Source organism: Telluria sp. GW821-FHT07G12 (assembly GCF_059418525.1).
Genome location: NZ_JBWKQA010000004.1, coordinates 320,533 through 341,592 on the forward strand (window position 1 = coordinate 320,533; position 21,060 = coordinate 341,592).

The following is a 21,060-nucleotide window of genomic DNA, read 5'->3' on the forward strand; positions in this document are numbered from 1 at the left end:
GTCTGAGCAAGTGACATGGAAAGCCTTGCCGATACCCTTCGCCTGTTCCAGAGCGGCTCCCTCGGGCAGGCCGAGATGTTTGCGCGCGTCGACCGATTCCTCGCGGACACGCAGGAAAGCGTCTCGAGCCTGCTGAAGACCCTCAACGAGGCGCACCGGCGCTCGCCGCTGCCGGCCGAGGTCTACGGTGAGGTCGAGCGCCGCATTGCCCGCGCGATCGAAGTACGCCAGAGAAGCGGCCAGCGCATCGGCCAGCGCGTGGGCGAAGAGGAAACCTTTGTTCAGACCAAGCCCCTGCAGCCGACCCAGCCCGGCAGCTTTGCGGGCGGCGCCAGCGATGCGCCGTCCGAGCGCATGAAAGGTGTCGGCGACACCCTCAACGGCCGCTTCGTGCTGGAGGAATGCATCGGCTTCGGCGGCATGGGCACCGTCTATAAAGCGCTCGATCTGCGCAAGCTGGAGGCGTCGGACCGCCACCCGTATATCGCGATCAAGGTCCTGAACGTGCAGTTCCAGGGACACCCGAAGTCGCTGATCGCCCTGCAGCGCGAGGCGCGCAAGGCGCAGACCCTGGCCCATACGAACATCGTGCAGGTGTACGACTTCGACCGCGACGGGTCGATGGTTTACGTGACGATGGAATACCTGGCCGGCAAATCGCTGGGCCAGCTGCTGCGCGCCCCGGACTTCCGCGCCCTGCCCTTCGAGGAAGCGATGAAGATCGTGCGCGGCATGGGCAAGGCGCTCGCCTATGCGCATGAGCGCGGCTTCGTGCACTGCGACTTCAAGCCGGCCAACGTCATCCTCACCGACACCGGCGGCGTCAAGGTGATCGACTTCGGCATTGCGCGGGTATTCCAGAAGGCTGAGGAAGCGCCCGACGTCACCGTCTTCGATCCCGGCAGCCTGGGCGCGCTGACGCCGGCCTACGCCAGCCCGGAAATGCTGGAAAACCGCGAGCCCGATCCGCGCGACGATATCTATGCGCTCGGCTGCATCACCTATGAGCTGCTGACCGGCAAGCACCCGTTCAACCGCCTCTCCGCCACCCAGGCGCGCGACGCCGGCCTGCGCCCCCAGCGCCCGCCCAGGCTCGGCCATCGCCAGTGGCGTGCGCTGCGCTGCGCGCTGTCCTTCCAGCGCGAACACCGCACCCCCAGCGTGAACCAGTTCCTGCACGAGATCGGCGCCCAGGATGTGTGGCAGCGGCCATCCTTCCTGGTGGGCGTGGGCCTGTCGGCGGCGGCGGCGCTGGCGGTGTTCGTGGTGCTGCGCCTGTTCCTGTGGGATGGCGGCGAGCGGGCGGGCCCGGCGCCGTCTGCGCCTGCCGCCACCGCAGACACGCCAGGCGCAGCGCCTCAGGCTCAGGCGCCATCGCAAGCCCAGGCGCAGCCTCAGGCCGCGCCGGCCGTACCCAAGCCCGCGCCTGCGCCCGGCCTGCCGGCGATCGGCGCCGCCCTGGCCGAGCTGCCCTGCGCGGCGCTCGTACCGGCAATCAAAGGGCATGCCGTGCGCGTGCAGGGCTATCTGGGACGCAGTGTCGGGAAGGCGCACGTGAAGAATACGCTGGCGGCGCTGCCGGGCGTGAGCGAAGTCGAGGTGGCGGTGCAGGAGGTCGATGAGGACAAGTGCCCGCTGCTGCGCGTGCTGGGCCGCTACTGGGTGGCCTACCACATGACGCCGGGCGCGGGCGCGGACGCGAGCGCACTTCGCGTGAACAAGGAAAGCGGCCGCGGCACGGACCTCAAGGAGGGCGCCACCTTGCTGTTCGACGTGACGTCGCCGGCCAATCAGTCCTACCTGGCGGTCGATTATTTCACGCTCGATGCGAAAGTCGTGCACATGCTGCCCACTTTGCTGGAGCGCGAAACCTTTGCGCCGCCGCACTATACCGTCACCGTCGGCAGCCTGAACAACTGGGGTGTCGGCGCACCCTTCGGCACGGAAATGGTGGTGCTGCTGGCCACGCCCGTGCCCTTGTTCAATGGCATACGTCCGAACCCGGAAGCCGGGCCTGGCTATTTGCGCGCGCTGGAAGGCCAGCTGGACCGGGTGGCCAAGTCGTACGGCGCGGGTGCGGTCGCCGTGGAGTTCTTGCAAATTACCACGCACCCAAATACAAAGCGTTCGAAGCGCTAGATCTACTTGAGCGAGCGCGCCACCCGCAGTCCGTTCTGCGACTGGCGCACGCTGGCGTCATACTTGAAGCGGGTGGTCGAGAGCATGTAGCTGCCGTCTTCGCGCCAGGAGCCGCCGCGGATGACGCGCGACTGGCAATTCGGCTCGGCCCAGGCACTGCCGTCGGCGGGGGCGCCCTTGTAGGAACTGTGCCAGCAATCCTGCACCCATTCCCACACGCTGCCGTTCATGTCGTGCAGGCCGAAGGGGTTGGCGGGAAAGCTGCCGACCGGCGGCGGCTCTTCCATTTTCCAGGGCTGGCCGCAATCCTTGCAGCTGGAATTCCCGCCCTTCATCTCGTCGCCCCACCAGTAGCGGGTGGCAGTGCCGCCGCGCGCCGCGTATTCCCACTCGGCCTCGGTGGGGAGCCGGTAGGCCTTGCCGCTCGCCGTGCTCAGCCATTTGACGAAGAGCTGGGCTTCGTCCCAGCTGATGTCGCGCATCGGGATGTTGCCGGGCGCATCGTCCGGCAAGGGCACGGTCGGGCACACATTCGCCTTGATGCACTGCCGCCACTGGTCCACGGTGACTTCGTACTTGCCGATCGCGTAGGGTGTGCGCAGCGCCACCTTGTGCGCCGGCCGCTCGCTGGGGTCGCTGCTGTTGCTGCCCATCGTGAACGGGCCCGGCGTCAGCACCACCATGGTCGGGCAGGTATCGCAATCCTTGACCGTGGCCACGGCGCCGACCGTGCCCGGCGCCGCGACCTCTTCCTGGTCGTCGTCGGGGGCGCCGGCCGGCACCGGACGCGCCTTGCCCTGCTGGGGCTTGTTGGTCGTTGCCGTCTTGGCCTGGGCTTGCTCGCGCGCCGGCTTGGTCTCGGCGGGCTTGGCAGGCTGTGCGGCCGGTTTCGGTACGGGTGACGGCGCCGTCGCCGGCGCCTGCTGCGGCGCGCTTTTCAGTTGCTGGATGCGCGCCCGTGCCAGCGCGGCGAAGCGTCCCTTGGGGTAGGCTTTCAGGTAAGCCTCGTAGTCGCCGACCTGCTTGCTGTCCTTGACGGAGTTCCAGAACGCCAGCTCGAACTGCTCGGCGCTGTTCTTGGGCACCACGCCGGCAAGCTGGATGTCCGCGGCCTGCCGGCGCGCAGGCGCTACTTCAGCCGCGGCCGCCATGGTCATCGCTGTCATCGCTGTCATCGCTGCCATCGCCGTCATTGCGGCCAGGCCGCACAGGATCGAGAGTCTGGTCCGCACTGGAACACCTCTAAAGTTCGCATCAAACCGCTTAGACCACCAGGCGCCGCGATTGTGCCGTCCATACCTTTGTGCTGCCACAGGTAGCGCGGGCCGCGCCTGGAGGATGCTGCCGGAACGCATATCGGGCAGGAGACGCGCGATGAGAAAAACACTTGTTTTGATACTAGGCGCGGCGCTGCTGGCGTCGCTGCCGGTGCTGGCGCGCACCCCCGCGCCCGAGAACGCCCAGGTGTATTTCATCTGGCCCAGCGACGGCATGGTCATCCACCGCGCCTTGTGGGTGCGCATGGGCCTGCGCAACATGGGGGTGGCGCCCAAGGGCACGGACCTCGCCAACACGGGACACCATCACGTGCTGATCGACACCGACCTGCCCGAGAACATGAACGAGCCGGTCCCGAGCGACCGCAATCACCTGCACTTTGGCGCCGGCGAAACCGAGGCGCGCGTCGAACTGCCGCCCGGCAAGCACACGCTGCAGCTGCTGCTGGCCGACAAGGATCACATCCCGCACGATCCGCCGGTCTATTCGAAGAAGATCACCGTCACGGTCAAGTGAGCCAGGAGCACCTCATGCGCAAGCCACTCGCCGCCGCGGCCATCGTTGCCGCCCTCGCCGCCATGCCGGCCGGCGCCGCTACGGCCGCCACCCCGGCCCCGCCCGACGCTTATCTGTACATCGGCTGGCCCAACAACGGTCAGGTAGTTTCGTCCGGCAAGCCGATCCGGGTCTGGTTCGGCCTGCGCAACATGGGCGTGGCGCCGAAGGGCGTGAAGTTCCCGAAAACCGGGCACCACCACCTGCTGATCGACGCCGAGACTCCCGGCCCGGGCGCCGAGATCCCGAACGACCGCAATCACCTGCACTTCGGGACCGGCGAGACCGAAACCACGGTCGAGCTCCCGCCCGGCAAGCACACGCTGCAGCTGGTGATGGGCGACGACCAGCACTTCACCTTCGAGCCCTCGGTGCAGTCGAAAAAGATCACTATCACGGTCAAGTGAGCCTTCACGGGAGCCGCCATGCGAGCCCGGCCGCGAACTGTGGCGCGCCGCCGCTGTCTTATCAATTCGGCCGATGCGCGCGTTCGGGAGGGCGCATGACTACACAAGCAGCACCTGACCAGGCGGGCGGCGGGGTCAGCGCCTATCTCGAGCTGCTCGGCAACCGGGCGGCCAAGCCCCAGCTTTTTCCGCTGCACGACGAAATCGTGATCGGCCGCGACCGCCAGGACGCGCTGCCCTCCGACCAGTTCGTCTGCATCCCGCTGCACACGATCAGCCGCCGCCACGTGCGCCTGCGCCGCCGCGGCGTGGCCTGGTCGGTCGAAGACCTGCACTCCTCGAACGGCACCTTCGTCAACGGCGAGCGCCTGCTGCCCGGCTCCTGGCGCGAGCTGAGCGACGGCGACGAGCTGTCGCTGGCGTCGACGCCGCTGGTGTTCCGCTCGCTGGTGGCCCCGAGCGCCGCCAGCATGCCGACCGTGATCAGGAAGAGCGTCGACGCCACCCTGTACGCGCCGGCGCCCATGTCCGCGCCGATGAGCGCATCGGCCGCGCACGACGCCACCCGCGGCGAGCTCGAGCAGTCGGTGATGAAACTGCACGCCATGGCCCAGGTCAGCATCGCGCTGGGCGTCGTCACCGACCGCGAGACGCTCAGCGAGAAGATCATGAACTTCATCTTCGACCTGTTCCCGCTGGCCGAGCGCGCCTTCATCCTGCTGCGCCAGAGCGAACGCGACCCGCCGGTGCCGGTGGCGGCGCGGCGCCGCAACGGCGTCTGCGAGGACCCGCGCCAGGCCAGGCTGTCGCACACCATCGTCGACGAAGTGCTGGGCAAGAAGCGCGCGATCCTGTCCGCCGACACCATGTCCGACCGCCATTTCGCCTCCCAGGATTCGATCGTGTCGCAGGCGATTCGCAGCGCCATGTGCGCGCCGCTGATCGTCGGCGACGAGGTGCTGGGGCTGATCCAGGTCGACAGTTCCTCGGACCCGCACGCCTTCCAGGAAGCGGACCTCGAACTGCTGACCGGGGTGTGCGCCGAAACTGCCGTCGCCCTGAAAAACTTCCAGCTGTACACGGACATCCAGCGCCTGCTGGACGGCTTCGTGCGCGCCTCGGTGCAGGCGATCGAGGAACGCGACCCTGTCACCGCCGGCCACTCGTTCCGGGTGGCCACCTACGCCGAGTCGCTGGCCGTCGCGCTCGACCGCGCCGGCGACCCCCAGCTGCGCCGGATCAGCTTCAGCAAGGAGCAGCTGCGCGAGATCCGCTACGCCGCGCTGCTGCACGACTTCGGCAAGGTCGGCGTGCGCGAACACGTGCTGCGCAAGGAGAAAAAGCTGCACCACGCCGACATGCGCCTGCTGGAACAGCGTTTCCGCTATGCGCGCGCCTGCATGGAACGTCACGCCTACCGCAGCCTGGCGCAGCGGCATATCGAGGAAGGCTGGAGCGCGGCCAGGTTCCGCAGCGAGAAGGAAGGTATCGAGGTGCAATTGCTCGACGAGGCCGGGCGGCTCGACGCCTTCCTGGCCACCATCCACAGCGCCAACGAGCCGGCAGTCTCGCGCGGCAGCCCGCTGCCCGACCTGCGCGACATCGTCCACTATGCCTGCCGCGATCTGGACGGCCTGCCCTTGCCGCTGCTCGAGGAGCACGAAGTCGCTGCGCTGAGCCTGGCCAAGGGCTGCCTGACGGCGGACGAACGGCGCCAGATCGAAGAGCACGTGGTCGATTCCTATTCCTTCCTGGTCTTGATCCCATGGACGCGCGACCTCAGCGGCGTGCCGGCCATCGCCCACGGCCACCACGAAAAGCTGGACGGCTCCGGCTATCCGATGGGGTTGAAGGGGCCGCAGATCAGCGTCCAGACCCGCATTCTGACCATCTGCGACATCTACGACGCCCTGACTGCGGGCGACCGGCCGTACAAGAAGGCGGTGCCGGTGGAACTGGCGCTCGACATCATGCGCGAAGAGTGCGATGCCGGGCATATCGACGGCAATCTGTTCCAGGTCTTCGTCGACGCCAGGGCGTGGACAACATGATGAAGCGCATCCTGGCCGCGATCGCCGTCCTGCTGCTGTCCGCCTGCGCGGATGTGAGCATGCGGCCCTACCAGACCCCCGACACGCCGGGCAAGGCCGCGTGGTCGAATTCGGCGAATGTGCCGATTTCCAGGACGGACCTGATCGTCCCCGATTGGTGGCGCGGTTTCGGTGACCCGACCCTCGACCAGCTGGTCGGCCGCGCGATTAGCGGCAACATCGACCTGGCGGTGCTGGCGGCGCGCATCGGCGTGGCCAACGCCCAGATCGGCGAAGCGCGTGCCGGGGCGCTGCCGACCCTGGACGCGGGAGCGGGCGCGAGCTTCGAGAAGAGCACCGGACAGAAGTTCACCAAGCAGTTCAACCTGGCGACACAAACCAACTGGGACATCGATATCTGGGGCAAGGTCGAGAAAGGCGTGCAGGCGCAGAAGGCCGAGTTTTCCGCCACCGAGGCCGACTGGCGCGCCGGTTATCTGAAACTGGTGGCGGACGTCTCGACCACCTATTTCCAGATCCTGCAGTTCGACGAGCAGATCGACCAGCAGCAGACAACCCTCGAAAAGAACCGGCAAATCCTGGCGACCTACGGCGCGATGGAGCAGAACGGCCTGATCCCGCACACGCGCGTGCTGCAGCAGTCGGCCGAGGTCAACCGCCTGAGCACGGACCTGATCGAATTGCGGCGCCTGCGCGCGCTGGCCGGCAATGCGCTGGCCACCCTGCTCGGCGTGCCGGCCGGCGAATACCAGCTGCCGACCGGGCGCCTGCAGGAGCGGGTCAAGGTGCCGGAAGTGCCGGGCGGCCTGCCCTCGCAGCTGCTCAAGCGCCGGCCCGACGTCGTCGCCGCCGAATACCGGGTGCTGGAAGCCTACAACCTGACCGGGCAGGCCAAGCTGGCGCAACTGCCCTCGATCAGCCTGACCGGGCGCGGCGGCACATCGAGCTTTGCGCTGGGCTCCCTGCTCAAGTCGTTTACCTTCGGCCTGCTCCCCAGCATCAACTTCCCCATCCTCGACCCCGGCGTGAAGGCGCGCGTCAAAACCAGCGAGGCGCAGACCAAAGTCGCCGAGCAGCAGTACCGCAGTACCGTAATGGCCGCCTTCGAGGACGTCGAGAACGCGCTGGTCAACCTCGAGGCGCACAAGAAGCAGCGTACCGAGCTGCAGCAGCAGGTCGACCAGCTGCAGCTGGTGGCCACGACCACGGATGCGCAGCGTAAGGAAGGCGTGGTGTCGCAGCTGGAAGTGTTCGAGACCGAGCGCTCGCTGCTGTCCGCGCAGCTGGCGCTGTTGGCCAACCAGCAGCAGATCCTGTCCGACACCGTCACGCTGTACAAGGCGCTGGGCGGCGGCTGGCCGCCGGCCGAGGTGCGCGATGTGGCGGGCAAATGATGGCGCCTGAGGAAGCCGTGGCCGCGCATGGGCAGGCAAGCAGGCAGACGCCGGCCGCCCAGCGCGTCGCGATCGTGCTGGAAGCGCTGACCCATCCCGAACTCGGGCCGCTCGCCATCGACGACGGCGTGTTCGCCATCGGCCGTACCGAGCAGCCCTTTGCCGGCTATCCGCCCGAGGTCGTCGCCGACCTGTCGCGCCGCCATGCGCGCATCTTCATCGAGGGCGGCGATGCGTATCTGGCGGACCTGGACAGCAAGAACGGCACCACCGTCAACGGTACGCTGGTGCGGCAGGCCATCGTGCGCCTGCACGAAGGCGACGAGGTCGATTTCGCCCGCGTGCTGGCCTACCGCGTGCGCCTGCAGGCCGCGGCGCAGGGCTCGATGCCGCCCGCGCGGCTGGCCAGCCTCAGCCTGACCCCGGAGCGCGCCGAGCTGGGGCTGGAGACCATTGTCGTCAGCAGCTTCCCCTTCCTGATCAGCAAGGCCGACGACACCTTCGCCCGCTACCGCAGCACGGAGCCGCACCAGGTCGGCTACCTGTCGCGCCGCCACGCCCACATCTTCCTCAAGAACGGCGTGCCTTGGATCGAGGACCTGGGCAGCACCAACGGCACCTTCATCGGCGCGGTCCGGCTCGACGAGCATGCGCACGCGCTCGAGGATGGCGACGTGCTGGCCTTCGGCGGCCACCATTTCGTGTACCGCGTCGGCCTGCAGTGGGAGCAGCCCGCCGAGCCGGCGCCGGAGCCGACCGTCACCCGTTTCAGGTCCGCGGCGGCCGCCTCGGCCGGCGCGGAGGAGGCCGACCACACCACCTTCGTCGCCTCGGCCGGCTCCTTCCTCGACATCTTCTGCGTCGACCGCGCCGCCGCCCAGGAGGATGAAATCAACCCGGCGGAGGCGCCCCCAGGCGGCGCGGCGCAGCAGCCGGGCAAGCAGCCGCGCAGCAAGGCGGCGATGATGGCGGCCGGCCTGCTCGACGCCCTGGGCGCCGCCGGCGAAGCCGACCAGGCCAGGCTGCGGCGCTGGGTCATGATCCTGAGCGCGCTGGCGCTGGCCGCCGTGCTGGCCTTCCACCTGGCCGGCGCCCCGCAGCGCCGCTTGCAGGGGCTGCTCGACAGCGGCAAGGTGGCCGCCGCCAGCACGCTGGCCTCCAATCTGCTGGCGCGCGACCCCGACAACGCCGAACTGCGCGCGCTGGGCACCGAGGCGCTGCTGCGGGCCGAGCTGCCGCCCTGGATGGCGCAGCTGAAGGCGCGCCGCTTCGGGCCCGCCGCGCAGGCGGTGGCGCGCATGCGTCGACTGAGCCGGAGCAATGCCGACGCCGCGCCGCTGGTGGCCGAGATCGCGTGGATCGGCGACGTGGAACAGTTCGTCGCTGCGCGCGGCGGCGCCGATGCACCGGTGCGCAATCCGGCCGACGGCGCCCGCATCAAGCGGATCCTCGCGCAATGGCAGGACGAGCAGCACGCGCACCAGCGCTCGTCCGCGACCATCGCGGCCCATGTGCCGGCGTTCCGCGACACCTATGCCCAGGTGGCGAGCGACCTGCGCAAGCTGGCGCTGGTGGGAGGAACGAATGGCAACGATGGATAAGAAAGGACTGCGCCCGCTGATCGGCGCGCTCGAAGACCACAGCGACGAGGGCATCGGCATCCTGACCGCCGAACCCTGGCGCTACACGCGCCTGGCGATCCAGATCATGGTGGGCCTGGTGCTGGCAGGGCTGGCCTGGTCCTTCTTCGGCCGCGCCGACGTGCTGGTCACCGCGCCCGGGACCCTGGTGCCGGCCTCCGAGGTGCGGCGCCTGTATGCGCCGATCGACGGCGAGCTGGCGAACATCTACATCGCCGAGGGCCAGCCCGTGCTGAAGGGCGACGTGGTGGCGCGCCTGTACGCGCGCGGCGCGATCGAGGCCGCGCGCAATGCGCTCGAGGCGCGTCTGAAACTCGAGGACGCCGAGCGCGAATGGAAGGAGTTCCCGCAGAAGAAAGCGCTGCTGGACCAGCGCGTGGCGGCGCTCAAGGATGCGATGGAGACCGAGGAGCGGCAGCACCAGCGCCGCCTGGCCGAGGGCACCGGCCAGCTGGCGCAAGGCCAGCGCGCGCAGACCCAGGAAGCACGCGCCAACCTCGAGGACGCGCGCCGCGCCGTCGCCGCCGCACGCGACGAGGCGGCCAAGTACGAGCGCCTGTTCGCGCTGCCGGGCGGCGGCGGCGTCTCGCAGCTGCAGGTCGAGGGCAAGAAGAACGCGCTGCAGGCCGCCGAGAACGCGTTGCGGGTGGCGGAATCGCGGGTCGGCGAATTAAGCGCGCGCCAGAGCCTGGAAACGACGCAAGCCAGGTCGCAGCTGGAAACCAGCGGCCAGCAGCTGTCCAGCCTGCGCCTGCAGTACGAGGCGGCCACGCGCGAGGCGACCAATGTCGAGGAAAAGCTGAGATTACAGGTGCAGACGGCGCGCCTGGTGGCCGACGCCGCCTCGCGCATCCAGTTCGAGAACATCGACAAGGACAATTTTTTGCGCATCCTGGCGCCGGTGGACGGCGTGATCACCGAAGTGACCTCGACCCAGCCGGGCGACAAGATCCAGGCGAATACCCCGTTGGGCGGCATCGCGCCGAAGAACACCCGGCCGATCCTGAAAATCGAGATCGCCGAGCAGGACCGCGCTTTCCTGCGCGAGGGCTTGCCGGTGCAACTGAAGTTCAACGCCTTCCCCTACCAGCGCTACGGCATCATCGGCGGGACCCTGCAGACCATCTCGCCGGCCACCAAGGCTTCCACCCAGACCAAGCAGCCGGTGTACGAAGGCCGCATCGCGCTCGACCGCGACCACTACACGGTCGGCGACACAGCGTATCCGCTGCGCTACGGCATGACGGCGGCGGCCGAAATCGTGGTGCGCAAGCGGCGCCTGATCGACATGGCACTGGATCCGTTCAGGCAGATCGGCGGCTGAATACGCGTTGTGGATGTATCACTACGGCAAGATTTTTCTGGCCGAGAGCGGAATGTTGTGCCAGACTCGTCGTCTCGTTTTACCCATCCACCGCCAATGGATACCAGCACAGAGATCGACGACAGCATTTCCACCCCCGCAGAACAGTTCAGGCACTACCGCTTGGGACGGCAGCTGGGCGCGGGCGGCTTTGGCGAAGTCCGCGAGGCCTGGGACGACACGCTGCAGCGGCGCGTTGCGATCAAGCGGCTCAAGGCCGCCGGTCACCCCGGCCATCCGGGCAGCCTGCTGCAGGAGGCGCGGCTGGCGGCCTCGCTGGAGCATCCGGCCTTCGTGAAGATCTATTCGATCGAGGCAGACGGCAGCGGCCACGCGATCGTCATGGAGCTGATCTCCGGCCTGACCCTGCGCGAACTGATTGCCCAGGGACCGATCGCCACGGAACGCGTGCTCGACCTCGTCGACCAGGCGGCAGCGGCGATGCAGGCAGCCCATGCCCGCGGCCTCGTCCACGGCGACCTGAAACCCTCGAATCTGATGGTCGACGAGGCCGGCAAGCTGCGCATCCTCGACCTCGGTCTGGCATTCCACGACGACCCCCAGGCAACCACCTCGGTCATGCAGCTCGACCAGCAGGGCACGATCGCCTACATGGCGCCGGAATGCCTGCTGGGCAAACCGGCCAGCCGCTTGTCCGACGTGTATGCGCTGGGGGTGATGTTCTACGAGATGATCAGCGGCGCGCGGCCGTTCGCGAACCTGTCAGGCCTGGCGCTGGCGGCGGCGCAGATGCAATCGAGTTCGGCGTCCTGGGTGTTTCCGGCCTCGACCTCGGCCCCGCTCATCGAGCTGATCCGTTCGATGACGGCGCGCCAGCCCGAGCAGCGCCTTGGCGGAATGGAAGAAGTCGGCGCCGCCCTGGCTGCCTGGCGCGCCGGCGCGCCGGTCGCAGCTTCTCCGCAAGCGGCAGAGGAGCCCGTACCGGAACCCGCGCCGCTGCCCATGCCCAAGCCACGCCTGCTGCGCTCGCGCAAGGCCTGGCTGGGCGCCGGCCTGGTCCTGACGCTGGGCCTGGGCGGCGTACTGGCCATCGACCAGGTGCGCAACTCGGTACCCGTCTTTTCACGTGCGGCGACCATCGCCCGCGCCCTGCATGCCCTCGAATCCTTCGACCAGACCGAGAAACTGGAAGCGGCGCGCGCCGATTTTGCGGCCTTGCTGGCCACGGACCCCAACAATGCCGCCGCGGTGGCGGGGATGTCGCTGGTGGACAGTTTCCGCTACGCCGGCGATACCCAGGACGAAACCTGGCTGAAGCGCGCTGACGCGGCCGCCCAGCAAGCAATGCGGCTGGAACCGACCTTGGCCCTCAGCCACGTGGCCCAGGCCTGGGTGCTTTACAACCACGGCAAGTCGGAACAGGGACTGGCAGCGATGGACGAGGCACTCGGTCTGGAGCCGGACAATTATTTTGCGGCCCTCGGCAAGATCAACTGTCTGACCAAGCTGCGCCGTTACGACGAGGCCCGTGGGTGGGGAGAGGCCATGCTGCGCCGGTATCCTGGCCAACGTGTCTTTGCCGACTCCCTTGGTACCGTGCATTTTCTGCAAGGCCACTACAAGGACGCCGAGCAGGCTTTCCGCCTCAGCATTCAGCTGCAGCCTGACTCCAGCGTCGCCTACGCTAATCTCAATGCAGTGCTGCTGCGCCAAGGCCGCGGCGACGAAGCCTTACAAGTGGTCCAACAGGGCTTGCGGGTCCGGCCGAACGCCATGCTGTACACCAACTTGGGCAACGCCCTGTTCCAGCGCGGCGACTACGTGGGTGCGGCCAGCGCCTTCGAGCGGGCCGTAACGCCGCCGGCGGGCACCCCGAACAGGTACCTGAACTGGGCCAACCTGGGCGATACCCTGCTGTGGATTCCCGGTCGCGAGGCGGATGCGCGCAAGGCCTATGCCAAGGCCAGGGAGCTGCTGGCGCCGCGGCTGGCGCGCACCCCGGACAACGTGACCCTGGTGTCGCGTATGGGCTTGTATGCAGCCCGCAGCGGCGATGACTCTGGCGCCATGCAGATGACGGCCAAAGCACTGGCCATGGCGTCGGCCAACGCGGACGTGCACTTCCGCGCCGCTCTGGCATACGAATTGCTGCATCACAGGGAGCTGGCGCTTGATGCGCTGGCCCGGGCGAAGCAGCTCGGCTATTCCGCCAGCGCCATCGAGGCCGAACCCGATTTCGTCGCCTTGCGCCGCGATGCGCGTTACCAATCACACTAAAGCAAAGGGAATTTTGAGGTGATCAAGAATAGTTATTATCTGATGGTGAGTTTCGATATTTCCCAGGAAAGCGAAAGGCTGGACTGGACCATCCTGGACTCGGAACATCAGCCCGTGCAGAAATCCACGGGCTTGGAAACCGGCCAGTTCATGCTTGACGTCAATGACACGATGCGCTTGAACGTGGTGGCTAACAGTTACCTGAAACAATTGACGTCGGTGCACATCATCGATTGCCACCTAATCCATCGCCCGGTGATGTTCTCCAGCCGCGGGAATCCCGCGCACCTTGCCGGCAAATATCCTTATCCTTCGCCCTTCTTCAATCCGGCCACCATGGCGAACGGCCAAGGCGCTACTTTCAGCTTCGGCCAGGGCCAAGCCACCGGCACGCAATCGCAGATGAGCTGGGATTCCGACGCCGCGCTGACCATCCTAAACCGGGGACGCTGGCAGATGTCATTCATCATGACTGTGGCGATCGAGACGGCGAAGGGCCTTGAATACCGCGTGTTCTCCTTCGACCCGGAAACCCAGGTTGGAAACGGCTCGGTCCCGCCAGATGATGGCGACACGCCGCCTGGCGATGACATCGCGCCCTCAGCTTAACAAGCCGAGCCCGCGCAGGTGACGGCGCAAGGCCTCTAGCGGCGTCAACAGGAGAGCGGCGCAGCGTTCGACGTCGCCGCCGCTTTTCTCCAGATTCTCCGCCAGTTCGTCCGCACCGATGTCCTCGGGGCGGCGGATGGCGGGATGGGCCTCGACCAGCTTGTACATCGACGGCCGCGAAATCCCGAGTTCGCCGGCCGCGCCCTGGATGCGCCAGCCGTTGTTGTGCAGCGCCGCCAGGATCTCGTCTTCATCGAACTCGCCGAGCGCACGCCGTTTGCCCGGCACGGCGGCCGGCGCCGCCGGCGCGGCGCGGCGGACCTTCACGAATGCCTCGAACACCGGTTCCTGCCCGGCCTGCCATTCCAGCAGGGCGCGCCCCAGCACGTGCGCCAGCTGGCGCACATTGCCCGGCCAATCGTAGTTGGCGCAGGCGCTGACAAAGGCGAAGGGCAGCGGCGCCGGCTGAGCGCCGTCCTCGCGCGCCCGTTCCAGGTAATGCAGCATCAGCACGCCGATATCCTCGCGCCGCGCGCGCAGGGGCGGCAGCGCGATCACGAAGCGCTCTAGCCTGCGCAGCAGGGCCTGGTTGAAGTCCTGCGTGTTCAAATCCTGGTCGGTGGCGGCGATCACGCGCGCGCTGCTGCGCCGGTCGGTGTCGCCGCCGAGCGCGCGGTACTGGCCGGTTTCCAGCACCCGCAGCAGCATCGGCTGGACGTTGGCCGGCGTGTTGCCGATCTCGTCGAGGAACAGGGTGGCGCCGTCGGCTTCGGCAAACAGGCCGGCGCGCGCGGATTGTGCCCCGGTATAGGCGCCGCGGGCGGCGCCGAACAGCTCGGCCGCCGCCAGTCCCTCGTTCATCACCGCCATGTTCACGGCCACGAAGGGCGCGGCGGCACGCCGGCCGAGGGCGTGGATGGCGCGCGCCGCCACTTCCTTGCCGGTGCCGGTTTCACCCAGCAGCAGTACCGGCATCTCGGTCGAGGCCACCGCGCCTATCAGTTCGCGCACCTTGATCGCGCCGCTGCTCACGCCGAGCAGGCCCGGTACCGTGTTGTTGCGCGGCAGCCGGTCGGTCCAGTGAATGCACAGCAGGATCGCCCGTCCTAGTCCCAGCACCACGCCATTCTCCAGCTGCGCAGCGTCGAGCACGACCGCTTGCTGGATCTCGACGCCGTTGACTTCGACCGCCATGCGGCTTTCCGGCGGCGTCAGCGACAGAGCGCCGCCGGCCTCGCGCGCAATCCGCACGGGCAGGCGCGATACGCCGCCGTGTCCGAGACCCAGTCCGTCTTCGCCGGCATGGGCGAACAGGGGCAGGAAGCGGCTCAGCTCGACCACGGCGCGCGCATCCGGTTCCAGGTACTGCGCGCCGATGCGGCTGGGGTCGGGATGCCAGAGCACGGTCAGCGCCAGGATGGCCGGGCCCGAGCCGGTGGCCCCTGGAAGCGGTGAGGTCAGGGTGATATCCGCGTCATCCATGCAGCTGTAGCCATGTCGAAGTGTAAAAAACGAATGTAAAGCGCGGCTGTTGACATGTCAATTTACATGGGACAGCTACCGTGGTGCAGCAATTTCCCTAGCGAAACAGGTTTTCCTGGTCATGGCATGCGATTTGCAATCGTAAGTAGACCGCAGGCGCCGGGCAGCGTCTATTACTGGGAGAACTCGATGGGATCGGCGTGCAGCAACTTCGCTATCGGCAGCTACGGCGGCGATCTGCTGTTTTCCATCGACGCGCAGATCCGGCGCGATCACCCGAATGGACGGTGCAAGCATGTCGCCAGCGCGCGCACGATTGCCGGTCCCGGCCGGGCCGGCCTGGTCCATCTGGCGATGGTCGTCAATGACGGCAATGGCGACCATCTGTACCTGAGTCTGTCGAATCCGGCGTCGGAACTGGCCTGGCGCGCCGCGCCGGCGTGGACGGCTTGCCCGTTCGAGGACGGCGTGCCGCAGGCGCGGCCGACCATCACGGCGGTCCGGATCGGCGACGCGAGCGACGGCACCTTCATCGTCGTCGACATGGCGGGCAATCCCGGCACCGCCGCACCGCTGCCGTCGCGCTATTACATCGATACCGGCCGGCGCGGCAGGCCGGCCTGGGTCGCGCACGATGCGCCGGGCAATCCACAGGCGAAGGTGTACGCTTCCTGCCTCGGCCGCAGCCGCGGCAGCTGGAATGTGGACGGCGTTTATCTGGCCGCCAAAGTGGGCGACACCCCGCAGCTGCTCTATTCCCCGCTCTGCAATCCCTTCATTCCTTCGCTGCCGACGCAGTCGCGGCGCCTTGCGCTGCCCGGCGAACTCGCCGCCGAGACGATCGCCGCCTGCCGCAATGCCGACAACACCTCCGACCTGTTCGCCACGGCCGGGGGCGCGCTGTATTTTTTCTCCGCCGCCAACCAGTTCGACGGCGCGCAAGCCGTGCAGCTGCTCGCCGATCCCCTGTTCCAGGACCTGCGCAAGCTGAGCGCCTCCGCCGCGGACGGACGCGTCACGGTACGGGGATGGAACGGCGCCGGCCAGGTCGTGAGCACCAGTGCCGACCAGGTGTACATGGCGGAGCCGGATTGCTGGAGCCGCCCGCGCATCGAGGACGTGCACGGAGCTGGTTTCTCATTGGCGGGACGTGCATAATGTACCGATGCAAGCACCTGACCTGCCCGACAACGAAGCCGAGCGCCTGGCCGCGCTGTATGCGCTGCTGATCCTCGATACCCCGCCCGAACAGCGTTTCGACAAGATCATCGAGTTCGCAAGCACTGAATTCGATGTGCCGATCGCCCTGCTCACCCTGGTCGACCGCGAGCGCCAATGGTTCAAGGCCAGCACCGGGCTGGACGTCTGCGAGACCGGGCGCGACATCTCCTTCTGCGGCCATGCCATCCTGGCGCAGGACATCATGGTGGTGCCGGATGCGCTGCAAGACCCGCGCTTTGCCGACAATCCCCTCGTCACCGGCGAGCCCGGCATCCGCTTCTATGCGGGCGCGCCGCTGGTGCTGCCGTCCGGGGCCGCGCTGGGTACGCTATGCCTGATCGACCGCCGCCCTCGCACGCTGGATGCGATGGAGCTCGGCATCCTGGCCACCTTGCGCGACCTGGCGGTGCTGGAGCTGGCCAGGAAGGAGGGAGATGGGCATGCCTGACAGCGCGCTGCACATGCTGCTGGTGGAACCGGAAACCCTGCTGCGCCGCACCGTGTCGCTGACGGCGCGCCCCCTGGGACTGGGCCTGGTCCATGAAGCGGCCAGCGTCGACGCGGCGCGCCAACTTCTGGGCCAGCGCCGCTTCGACGGCGCCGTGATCGCGGTGGAGTGCGTCGAGCGCGAGGGGCAGCGCCATTACGACATGACCCTGGTCGAGCTGATACGCCAGGGCCTGACCCTCAGCGATGCCGGCATGCCGATCGCCATCATGGCGGACCGGGCGACGGCCGAACTGGTGAAGGAGCTGCAGGGCCGCGGCATCAACCGCGTCATCCTGAAACCCTTCCGCGCCAAGGTCTTGCTGGAGGCGATTGCCGATTTCGCCACGAAGCAGGCGGCCTGAGTATCCCCTACGATCCCTTGACGATCTTCCAGATCCCGGTCGCGGTCAGCACATACAGCTCGCCCTGGCCGTCGCGGCCGAAGGACATCACCTGGCCGGGTTTGCTCACGCTCCAGTCGCGCTGCTCCGACACCGTGCGCTCAGTCGCCAGAAAACTGCGCAGGAAGCCGGCGCAGTAATCGGAATAGAAATAGCGCCCGGCCAGCTCCGGGATCGCCGCGCCGCGGTACACATAGCCGCCGGTGATCGAGCACGGACTGCCGGCGTCCGCATGGCTGTATTCGAGCACCGGCAGCGCCAGACCAGTACGGTCGCAGGTGGACGACTGGTAGCAGGCCGTGCCTTCCATCCTGTTCCACCCGTAGTTCAGACCGCCCTGGGCCGCCGCTTCGAGGTCGATTTCCTCGCGCTCGGCCTGGCCGACGTCGGCGATATACAGCTTGTCGCCGTCGAAGGTGAAACGCCAGGGGTTGCGGAGGCCGTAGGCCCAGATCTCGGGGCGGGCCCCGGTCTGGCTGCGGTAGGGATTCGTGGCCGGGATCGTGTAGGGGACGGACGCGCTGGACGTGCTGACGTCCAGGCGCAACAGCTTGCCGAGCAGGGAATTGAGATTTTGCGCATTGCCGGGCGGGTCGCCGGCCGAGCCGCCGTCGCCGGTGCCGAGGTACAGGTAGCCGTCGGGGCCGAAGGCGACCAGGCCGCCGAAATGGTTCGTGAACGTCGGGTGCGGAATCTGGATGATGGTGATGCCGGAGGCGCCGTCGGCCCGGTTCGGATCGCCGGACACGGTGTAGCGCTCGACCACGATGTCGCGGTTCAGATTCGTGCGGTAGACGTAGAAGCGGCCGTTGGTGGCGTAGCCGGGATCGAAGGCCATCGACAGCAGGCCGCCCTCGCCGGCGACGTCGGTGACCGTGCGCAGGTCGAGGAAGGGCTGTGCAAGCAGCGCGCCGTTCTGCATCAGCAGGATGCGGCCTGCGCGCTCGACGATGAACTGGCGGGTATCGCCCGGCGGCGCGGTCAGGAAGGTGGGACTGGGCAGATTGCCGGCGAAGGGCGCCAGGGCCAGCGTCAGGGCGGCGGGCGGCGGTGCGGGTGGCGTCGGTGGCGTCGGCGGCTGGATGACCGGGCCGCCGGCGACGGGAGGCGTACTCGCGCCGCCGCCTCCACCGCCGCCGCCGCAGGCAGCGAACAGGGCGCCGAGTACACCCGCCAGCAAAAACGACAAGGGCAAACGCCTGCGCCAGGAACGCATTTCCGCCTCCGGATTGGTTGCCAGACTCGTGTTGTCGCAGGATGCGCCAGGCTTGCAGGCTGTGGCGCGCGATTGGCGCCCGGTGCGAAAAGGTGGTGTCCGCTCCAAAAGCGGTGCATAATATGGCGCTTGTCTTCTGTCTTATATAAGACTTGGAAAAAGCGCCTCGTATCGGGTTAGATCGGTTAGGATCATCGCCTAACAGCGTGCATAGACCCGCGAGTCCAGACAGTCGATGTCATTTTAGTATTAGTTTCCCTTACCTTCGCGAACACCGAGGAAAAAGCGTATGAGCAGCGATCCGACCATCATCTATACCTTAACCGACGAGGCGCCCCTGCTGGCTACTCACGCCTTCCTGCCCGTCGTCAGCACGTTTACCAAACCCGCTGGTATCCGTATCCAGGAAAGCGACATTTCGGTCGCCGCCCGTATCCTGGCCCAGTTCCCCGAGCGCCTGACGGCCGAACAGCGTGTGCCTGACACCCTGAGCGAGCTGGGCAAGAAGACCCTCGAAGCCGACGCCAACATCATCAAGCTGCCGAACATCAGCGCTTCGGTGGGCCAGCTGGTCAACGCCATCAAGGAACTGCAGGGCAAGGGCTACGACCTGCCCGACTATCCGGCCGATCCCAAGACCGACGAAGAAAAAGAAATCAAGGCACGCTACGGCAAGTGCATCGGCTCGTCCGTGAACCCGGTCCTGCGCGAAGGTAACTCCGACCGCCGCGCGCCGAAGGCCGTCAAGGAATACGCACGCAAGAACCCGCACTCGATGGGCGAATGGTCGCAGGCATCGCGCACCCACGTGTCGCACATGACCCACGGCGACTTCTACCACGGCGAAAAGTCGATGACCCTCGACAAAGCCCGCGACGTCAAGATGGAACTGCTGACCAAGAGCGGCAAGACCATCGTGCTGAAGCAGAAAGTGGCGCTGCAGGACGGCGAAATCATCGATTCGATGTTCATGAGCCGCAAGGCCCTGCTGGACTTCTACGAGCAGCAGATCGAAGACGCACACAAGACCGGCGTGATGTTCTCGCTGCACGTGAAAGCGACCATGATGAAGGTCTCGCACCCGATCGTGTTCGGCCACGCCGTGCGCACCTTCTACAAGGACGCCTTCGCAAAGCACGGCGCACTGTTCGACAGCCTGGGCGTGAACGTCAACAACGGCATGGCCGATCTGTACAACAAGATCGCCACCCTGCCGGATTCGCAGCGTGAAGAAATCATCCGCGACATCCACGCCTGCCAGGAACACCGTCCGGCGCTGGCCATGGTCGACTCGGCCAAGGGCATCACCAACTTCCACTCGCCGAACGACGTGATCGTCGACGCGTCGATGCCGGCGATGATCCGTGCCGGCGGCAAGATGTACGGCGCCGATGGCCGCCTGAAGGAAGTCAAGGCCGTCATTCCGGAATCGACCTTTGCCCGCATCTACCAGGAGATCATCAACTTCTGCAAATGGCACGGCGCCTTCGATCCGAAAACCATGGGCACCGTTCCGAACGTGGGCCTGATGGCGCAGCAGGCGGAAGAATACGGTTCGCACGACAAGACCTTCGAGATCCCGGAAGACGGCGTCGCCAACATCACCGACCTCGCCACCGGCGAAGTGCTGATGTCGCAGAACGTCGAGCAGGGCGACATCTGGCGCATGTGCCAGGTGAAGGACGCGCCGATCCGCGACTGGGTCAAGCTGGCCGTTACCCGCGCCCGCAACTCCGGCATGCCGGCCGTGTTCTGGCTGGACCCGTACCGTCCGCACGAGAATGAAGTGATCAAGAAGGTCAAGACCTACCTGAAGGATCACGACACCACCGGCCTGGACATCCAGATCATGTCGCAGGTGCGCGCGATGCGTTACACCCTGGAGCGCGTGGCCCGCGGCCTGGACACCATCTCGGTGACCGGCAACATCCTGCGCGACTACCTGACCGACCTGTTCCCGATCCTGGAACTGGGCACCAGCGCCAAGATGCTGTCGATCGTTCCGCTGATGGCGGGCGGCGGCATGTACGAAACCGGCGCCGGCGGCTCGGCGCCGAAGCACGTGCAGCAGCTGGTCGAAGAGAACCACCTGCGCTGGGATTCGCTGGGCGAGTTCCTGGCGCTGGCCGTCAGCCTGGAAGACCTGGGCATCAAGACCGGTTCGAGCAAGGCCAAGATCCTGGCCCAGACCCTGGACGCCGCCACCGGCAAGCTGCTGGACAACCGCAAGTCGCCGTCGCCGAAGACCGGTGAACTCGACAACCGCGGCAGCCAGTTCTACCTGGCTATGTACTGGGCCCAGGAACTGGCCGCGCAGACCGAGGATGCCGAACTGGCAGCCTACTTCGCGCCGCTGGCCAAGAACCTGGCGGAGAACGAGCAGAAGATCGTCTCGGAACTGCTGGAAATCCAGGGCAAGGCTGTCGACATCGGCGGCTACTACCAGCCGGACAACGCCAAGGTGAAAGCCGTGATGCGTCCGAGCGCGACCTTCAATCAGGCGCTGGCTTCGCTGGCCTGATGAGAGTCAAATGAGAAAAGCCAGTCCGTAGTGGACTGGCTTTTTTTTCGTCTGCC

The 21,060-nt window shown here is 67.1% G+C and carries 16 protein-coding genes; 13 read left to right on the plus strand and 3 right to left on the minus strand.

The annotated features are described in order from the left end of the window. The first annotated feature begins 15 nt into the window (after positions 1 to 15). Positions 16 to 2,139: a serine/threonine protein kinase gene (locus AC07PE_RS17285; RefSeq protein ID WP_498766628.1), complete on the plus strand. Its 2,124-nt coding sequence runs from the start codon at positions 16 to 18 to the stop codon at positions 2,137 to 2,139. Positions 2,140 to 2,141: 2 nt separating this feature from the next. Here the strand turns inward: AC07PE_RS17285 and AC07PE_RS17290 are convergent, their stop codons facing one another. After that, positions 2,142 to 3,371: a formylglycine-generating enzyme family protein gene (locus AC07PE_RS17290; RefSeq protein WP_498766630.1), complete on the minus strand. Its 1,230-nt coding sequence runs from the start codon at positions 3,369 to 3,371 to the stop codon at positions 2,142 to 2,144. A 142-nt stretch (positions 3,372 to 3,513) separates the two neighbouring features. On the opposite strand from AC07PE_RS17290, the gene AC07PE_RS17295 reads away from it, so the two are divergent. The 8 genes from AC07PE_RS17295 to AC07PE_RS17330 all read left to right on the plus strand — a co-directional run bounded on the left by AC07PE_RS17295 (position 3,514) and on the right by AC07PE_RS17330 (position 13,674). After that, positions 3,514 to 3,933, plus strand: coding sequence for a DUF4399 domain-containing protein (locus AC07PE_RS17295; protein WP_498766632.1), 420 nt, complete (start codon positions 3,514 to 3,516; stop codon positions 3,931 to 3,933). Positions 3,934 to 3,947: 14 nt separating this feature from the next. Beyond that, entirely contained in the window at positions 3,948 to 4,379 is a 432-nt protein-coding gene (locus AC07PE_RS17300; protein WP_498766634.1) for a DUF4399 domain-containing protein, read from the plus strand. A gap of 95 nt (positions 4,380 to 4,474) precedes the next feature. Further along, entirely contained in the window at positions 4,475 to 6,430 is a 1,956-nt protein-coding gene (locus AC07PE_RS17305; RefSeq protein ID WP_498766636.1) for an HD domain-containing phosphohydrolase, read from the plus strand. Beyond that, positions 6,427 to 7,824: an efflux transporter outer membrane subunit gene (locus AC07PE_RS17310; protein WP_498766638.1), complete on the plus strand. Its 1,398-nt coding sequence runs from the start codon at positions 6,427 to 6,429 to the stop codon at positions 7,822 to 7,824. Before AC07PE_RS17305 ends, AC07PE_RS17310 begins: the two co-directional genes overlap by 4 nt. Further along, a complete protein-coding gene (locus AC07PE_RS17315; RefSeq protein ID WP_498766640.1) occupies positions 7,821 to 9,425 on the plus strand; it encodes an FHA domain-containing protein in 1,605 nt (534 codons plus the stop codon). The genes AC07PE_RS17310 and AC07PE_RS17315 overlap by 4 nt, the downstream gene beginning before the upstream one ends. Further along, complete coding sequence (locus AC07PE_RS17320) at positions 9,418 to 10,788, plus strand: beta-barrel domain-containing protein (RefSeq protein WP_498767132.1); 1,371 nt, start codon at positions 9,418 to 9,420, stop codon at positions 10,786 to 10,788. The genes AC07PE_RS17315 and AC07PE_RS17320 overlap by 8 nt, the downstream gene beginning before the upstream one ends. A gap of 96 nt (positions 10,789 to 10,884) precedes the next feature. Next, entirely contained in the window at positions 10,885 to 13,065 is a 2,181-nt protein-coding gene (locus AC07PE_RS17325; RefSeq protein WP_498766642.1) for a protein kinase domain-containing protein, read from the plus strand. An 18-nt stretch (positions 13,066 to 13,083) separates the two neighbouring features. Continuing rightward, positions 13,084 to 13,674 carry a hypothetical protein gene (locus AC07PE_RS17330; protein ID WP_498766644.1) on the plus strand — a complete coding sequence of 197 codons (591 nt, stop codon included), beginning with the start codon at positions 13,084 to 13,086 and terminating at the stop codon, positions 13,672 to 13,674. On the opposite strand, the gene AC07PE_RS17335 is transcribed toward AC07PE_RS17330, so the two are convergent. Next, complete coding sequence (locus AC07PE_RS17335) at positions 13,666 to 15,156, minus strand: sigma-54-dependent transcriptional regulator (RefSeq protein WP_498766646.1); 1,491 nt, start codon at positions 15,154 to 15,156, stop codon at positions 13,666 to 13,668. The two genes, AC07PE_RS17330 and AC07PE_RS17335, sit on opposite strands and share 9 nt — an antisense overlap. Before the next feature lie 126 nt (positions 15,157 to 15,282). Between AC07PE_RS17335 and AC07PE_RS17340 the strand changes: the two genes are divergently transcribed. From AC07PE_RS17340 to AC07PE_RS17350, 3 genes are read left to right on the plus strand one after another with little or no spacing between them, the layout of a single operon-like run. Next, positions 15,283 to 16,314 (plus strand): hypothetical protein, encoded by a 1,032-nt coding sequence (locus tag AC07PE_RS17340; protein ID WP_498766648.1) that lies wholly within the window; start codon positions 15,283 to 15,285, stop codon positions 16,312 to 16,314. 7 nt (positions 16,315 to 16,321) lie between these two features. Continuing rightward, the gene (locus tag AC07PE_RS17345; protein ID WP_498766650.1) at positions 16,322 to 16,825 is read left to right on the plus strand and encodes a GAF domain-containing protein; all 504 of its coding nucleotides are present in this window, start codon (positions 16,322 to 16,324) and stop codon (positions 16,823 to 16,825) included. Continuing rightward, complete coding sequence (locus tag AC07PE_RS17350) at positions 16,818 to 17,228, plus strand: response regulator (RefSeq protein ID WP_498766652.1); 411 nt, start codon at positions 16,818 to 16,820, stop codon at positions 17,226 to 17,228. The genes AC07PE_RS17345 and AC07PE_RS17350 overlap by 8 nt, the downstream gene beginning before the upstream one ends. 7 nt (positions 17,229 to 17,235) lie before the next feature. On the opposite strand, the gene AC07PE_RS17355 is transcribed toward AC07PE_RS17350, so the two are convergent. Continuing rightward, positions 17,236 to 18,483, minus strand: a complete 1,248-nt coding sequence (locus AC07PE_RS17355) for a PQQ-dependent sugar dehydrogenase (RefSeq protein WP_498766654.1) — start codon at positions 18,481 to 18,483, stop codon at positions 17,236 to 17,238. A 289-nt stretch (positions 18,484 to 18,772) separates the two neighbouring features. On the opposite strand from AC07PE_RS17355, the gene AC07PE_RS17360 reads away from it, so the two are divergent. Next, a complete protein-coding gene (locus tag AC07PE_RS17360) occupies positions 18,773 to 21,004 on the plus strand; it encodes an NADP-dependent isocitrate dehydrogenase (RefSeq protein WP_498766656.1) in 2,232 nt (743 codons plus the stop codon). Positions 21,005 to 21,060 lie beyond the last annotated feature (56 nt).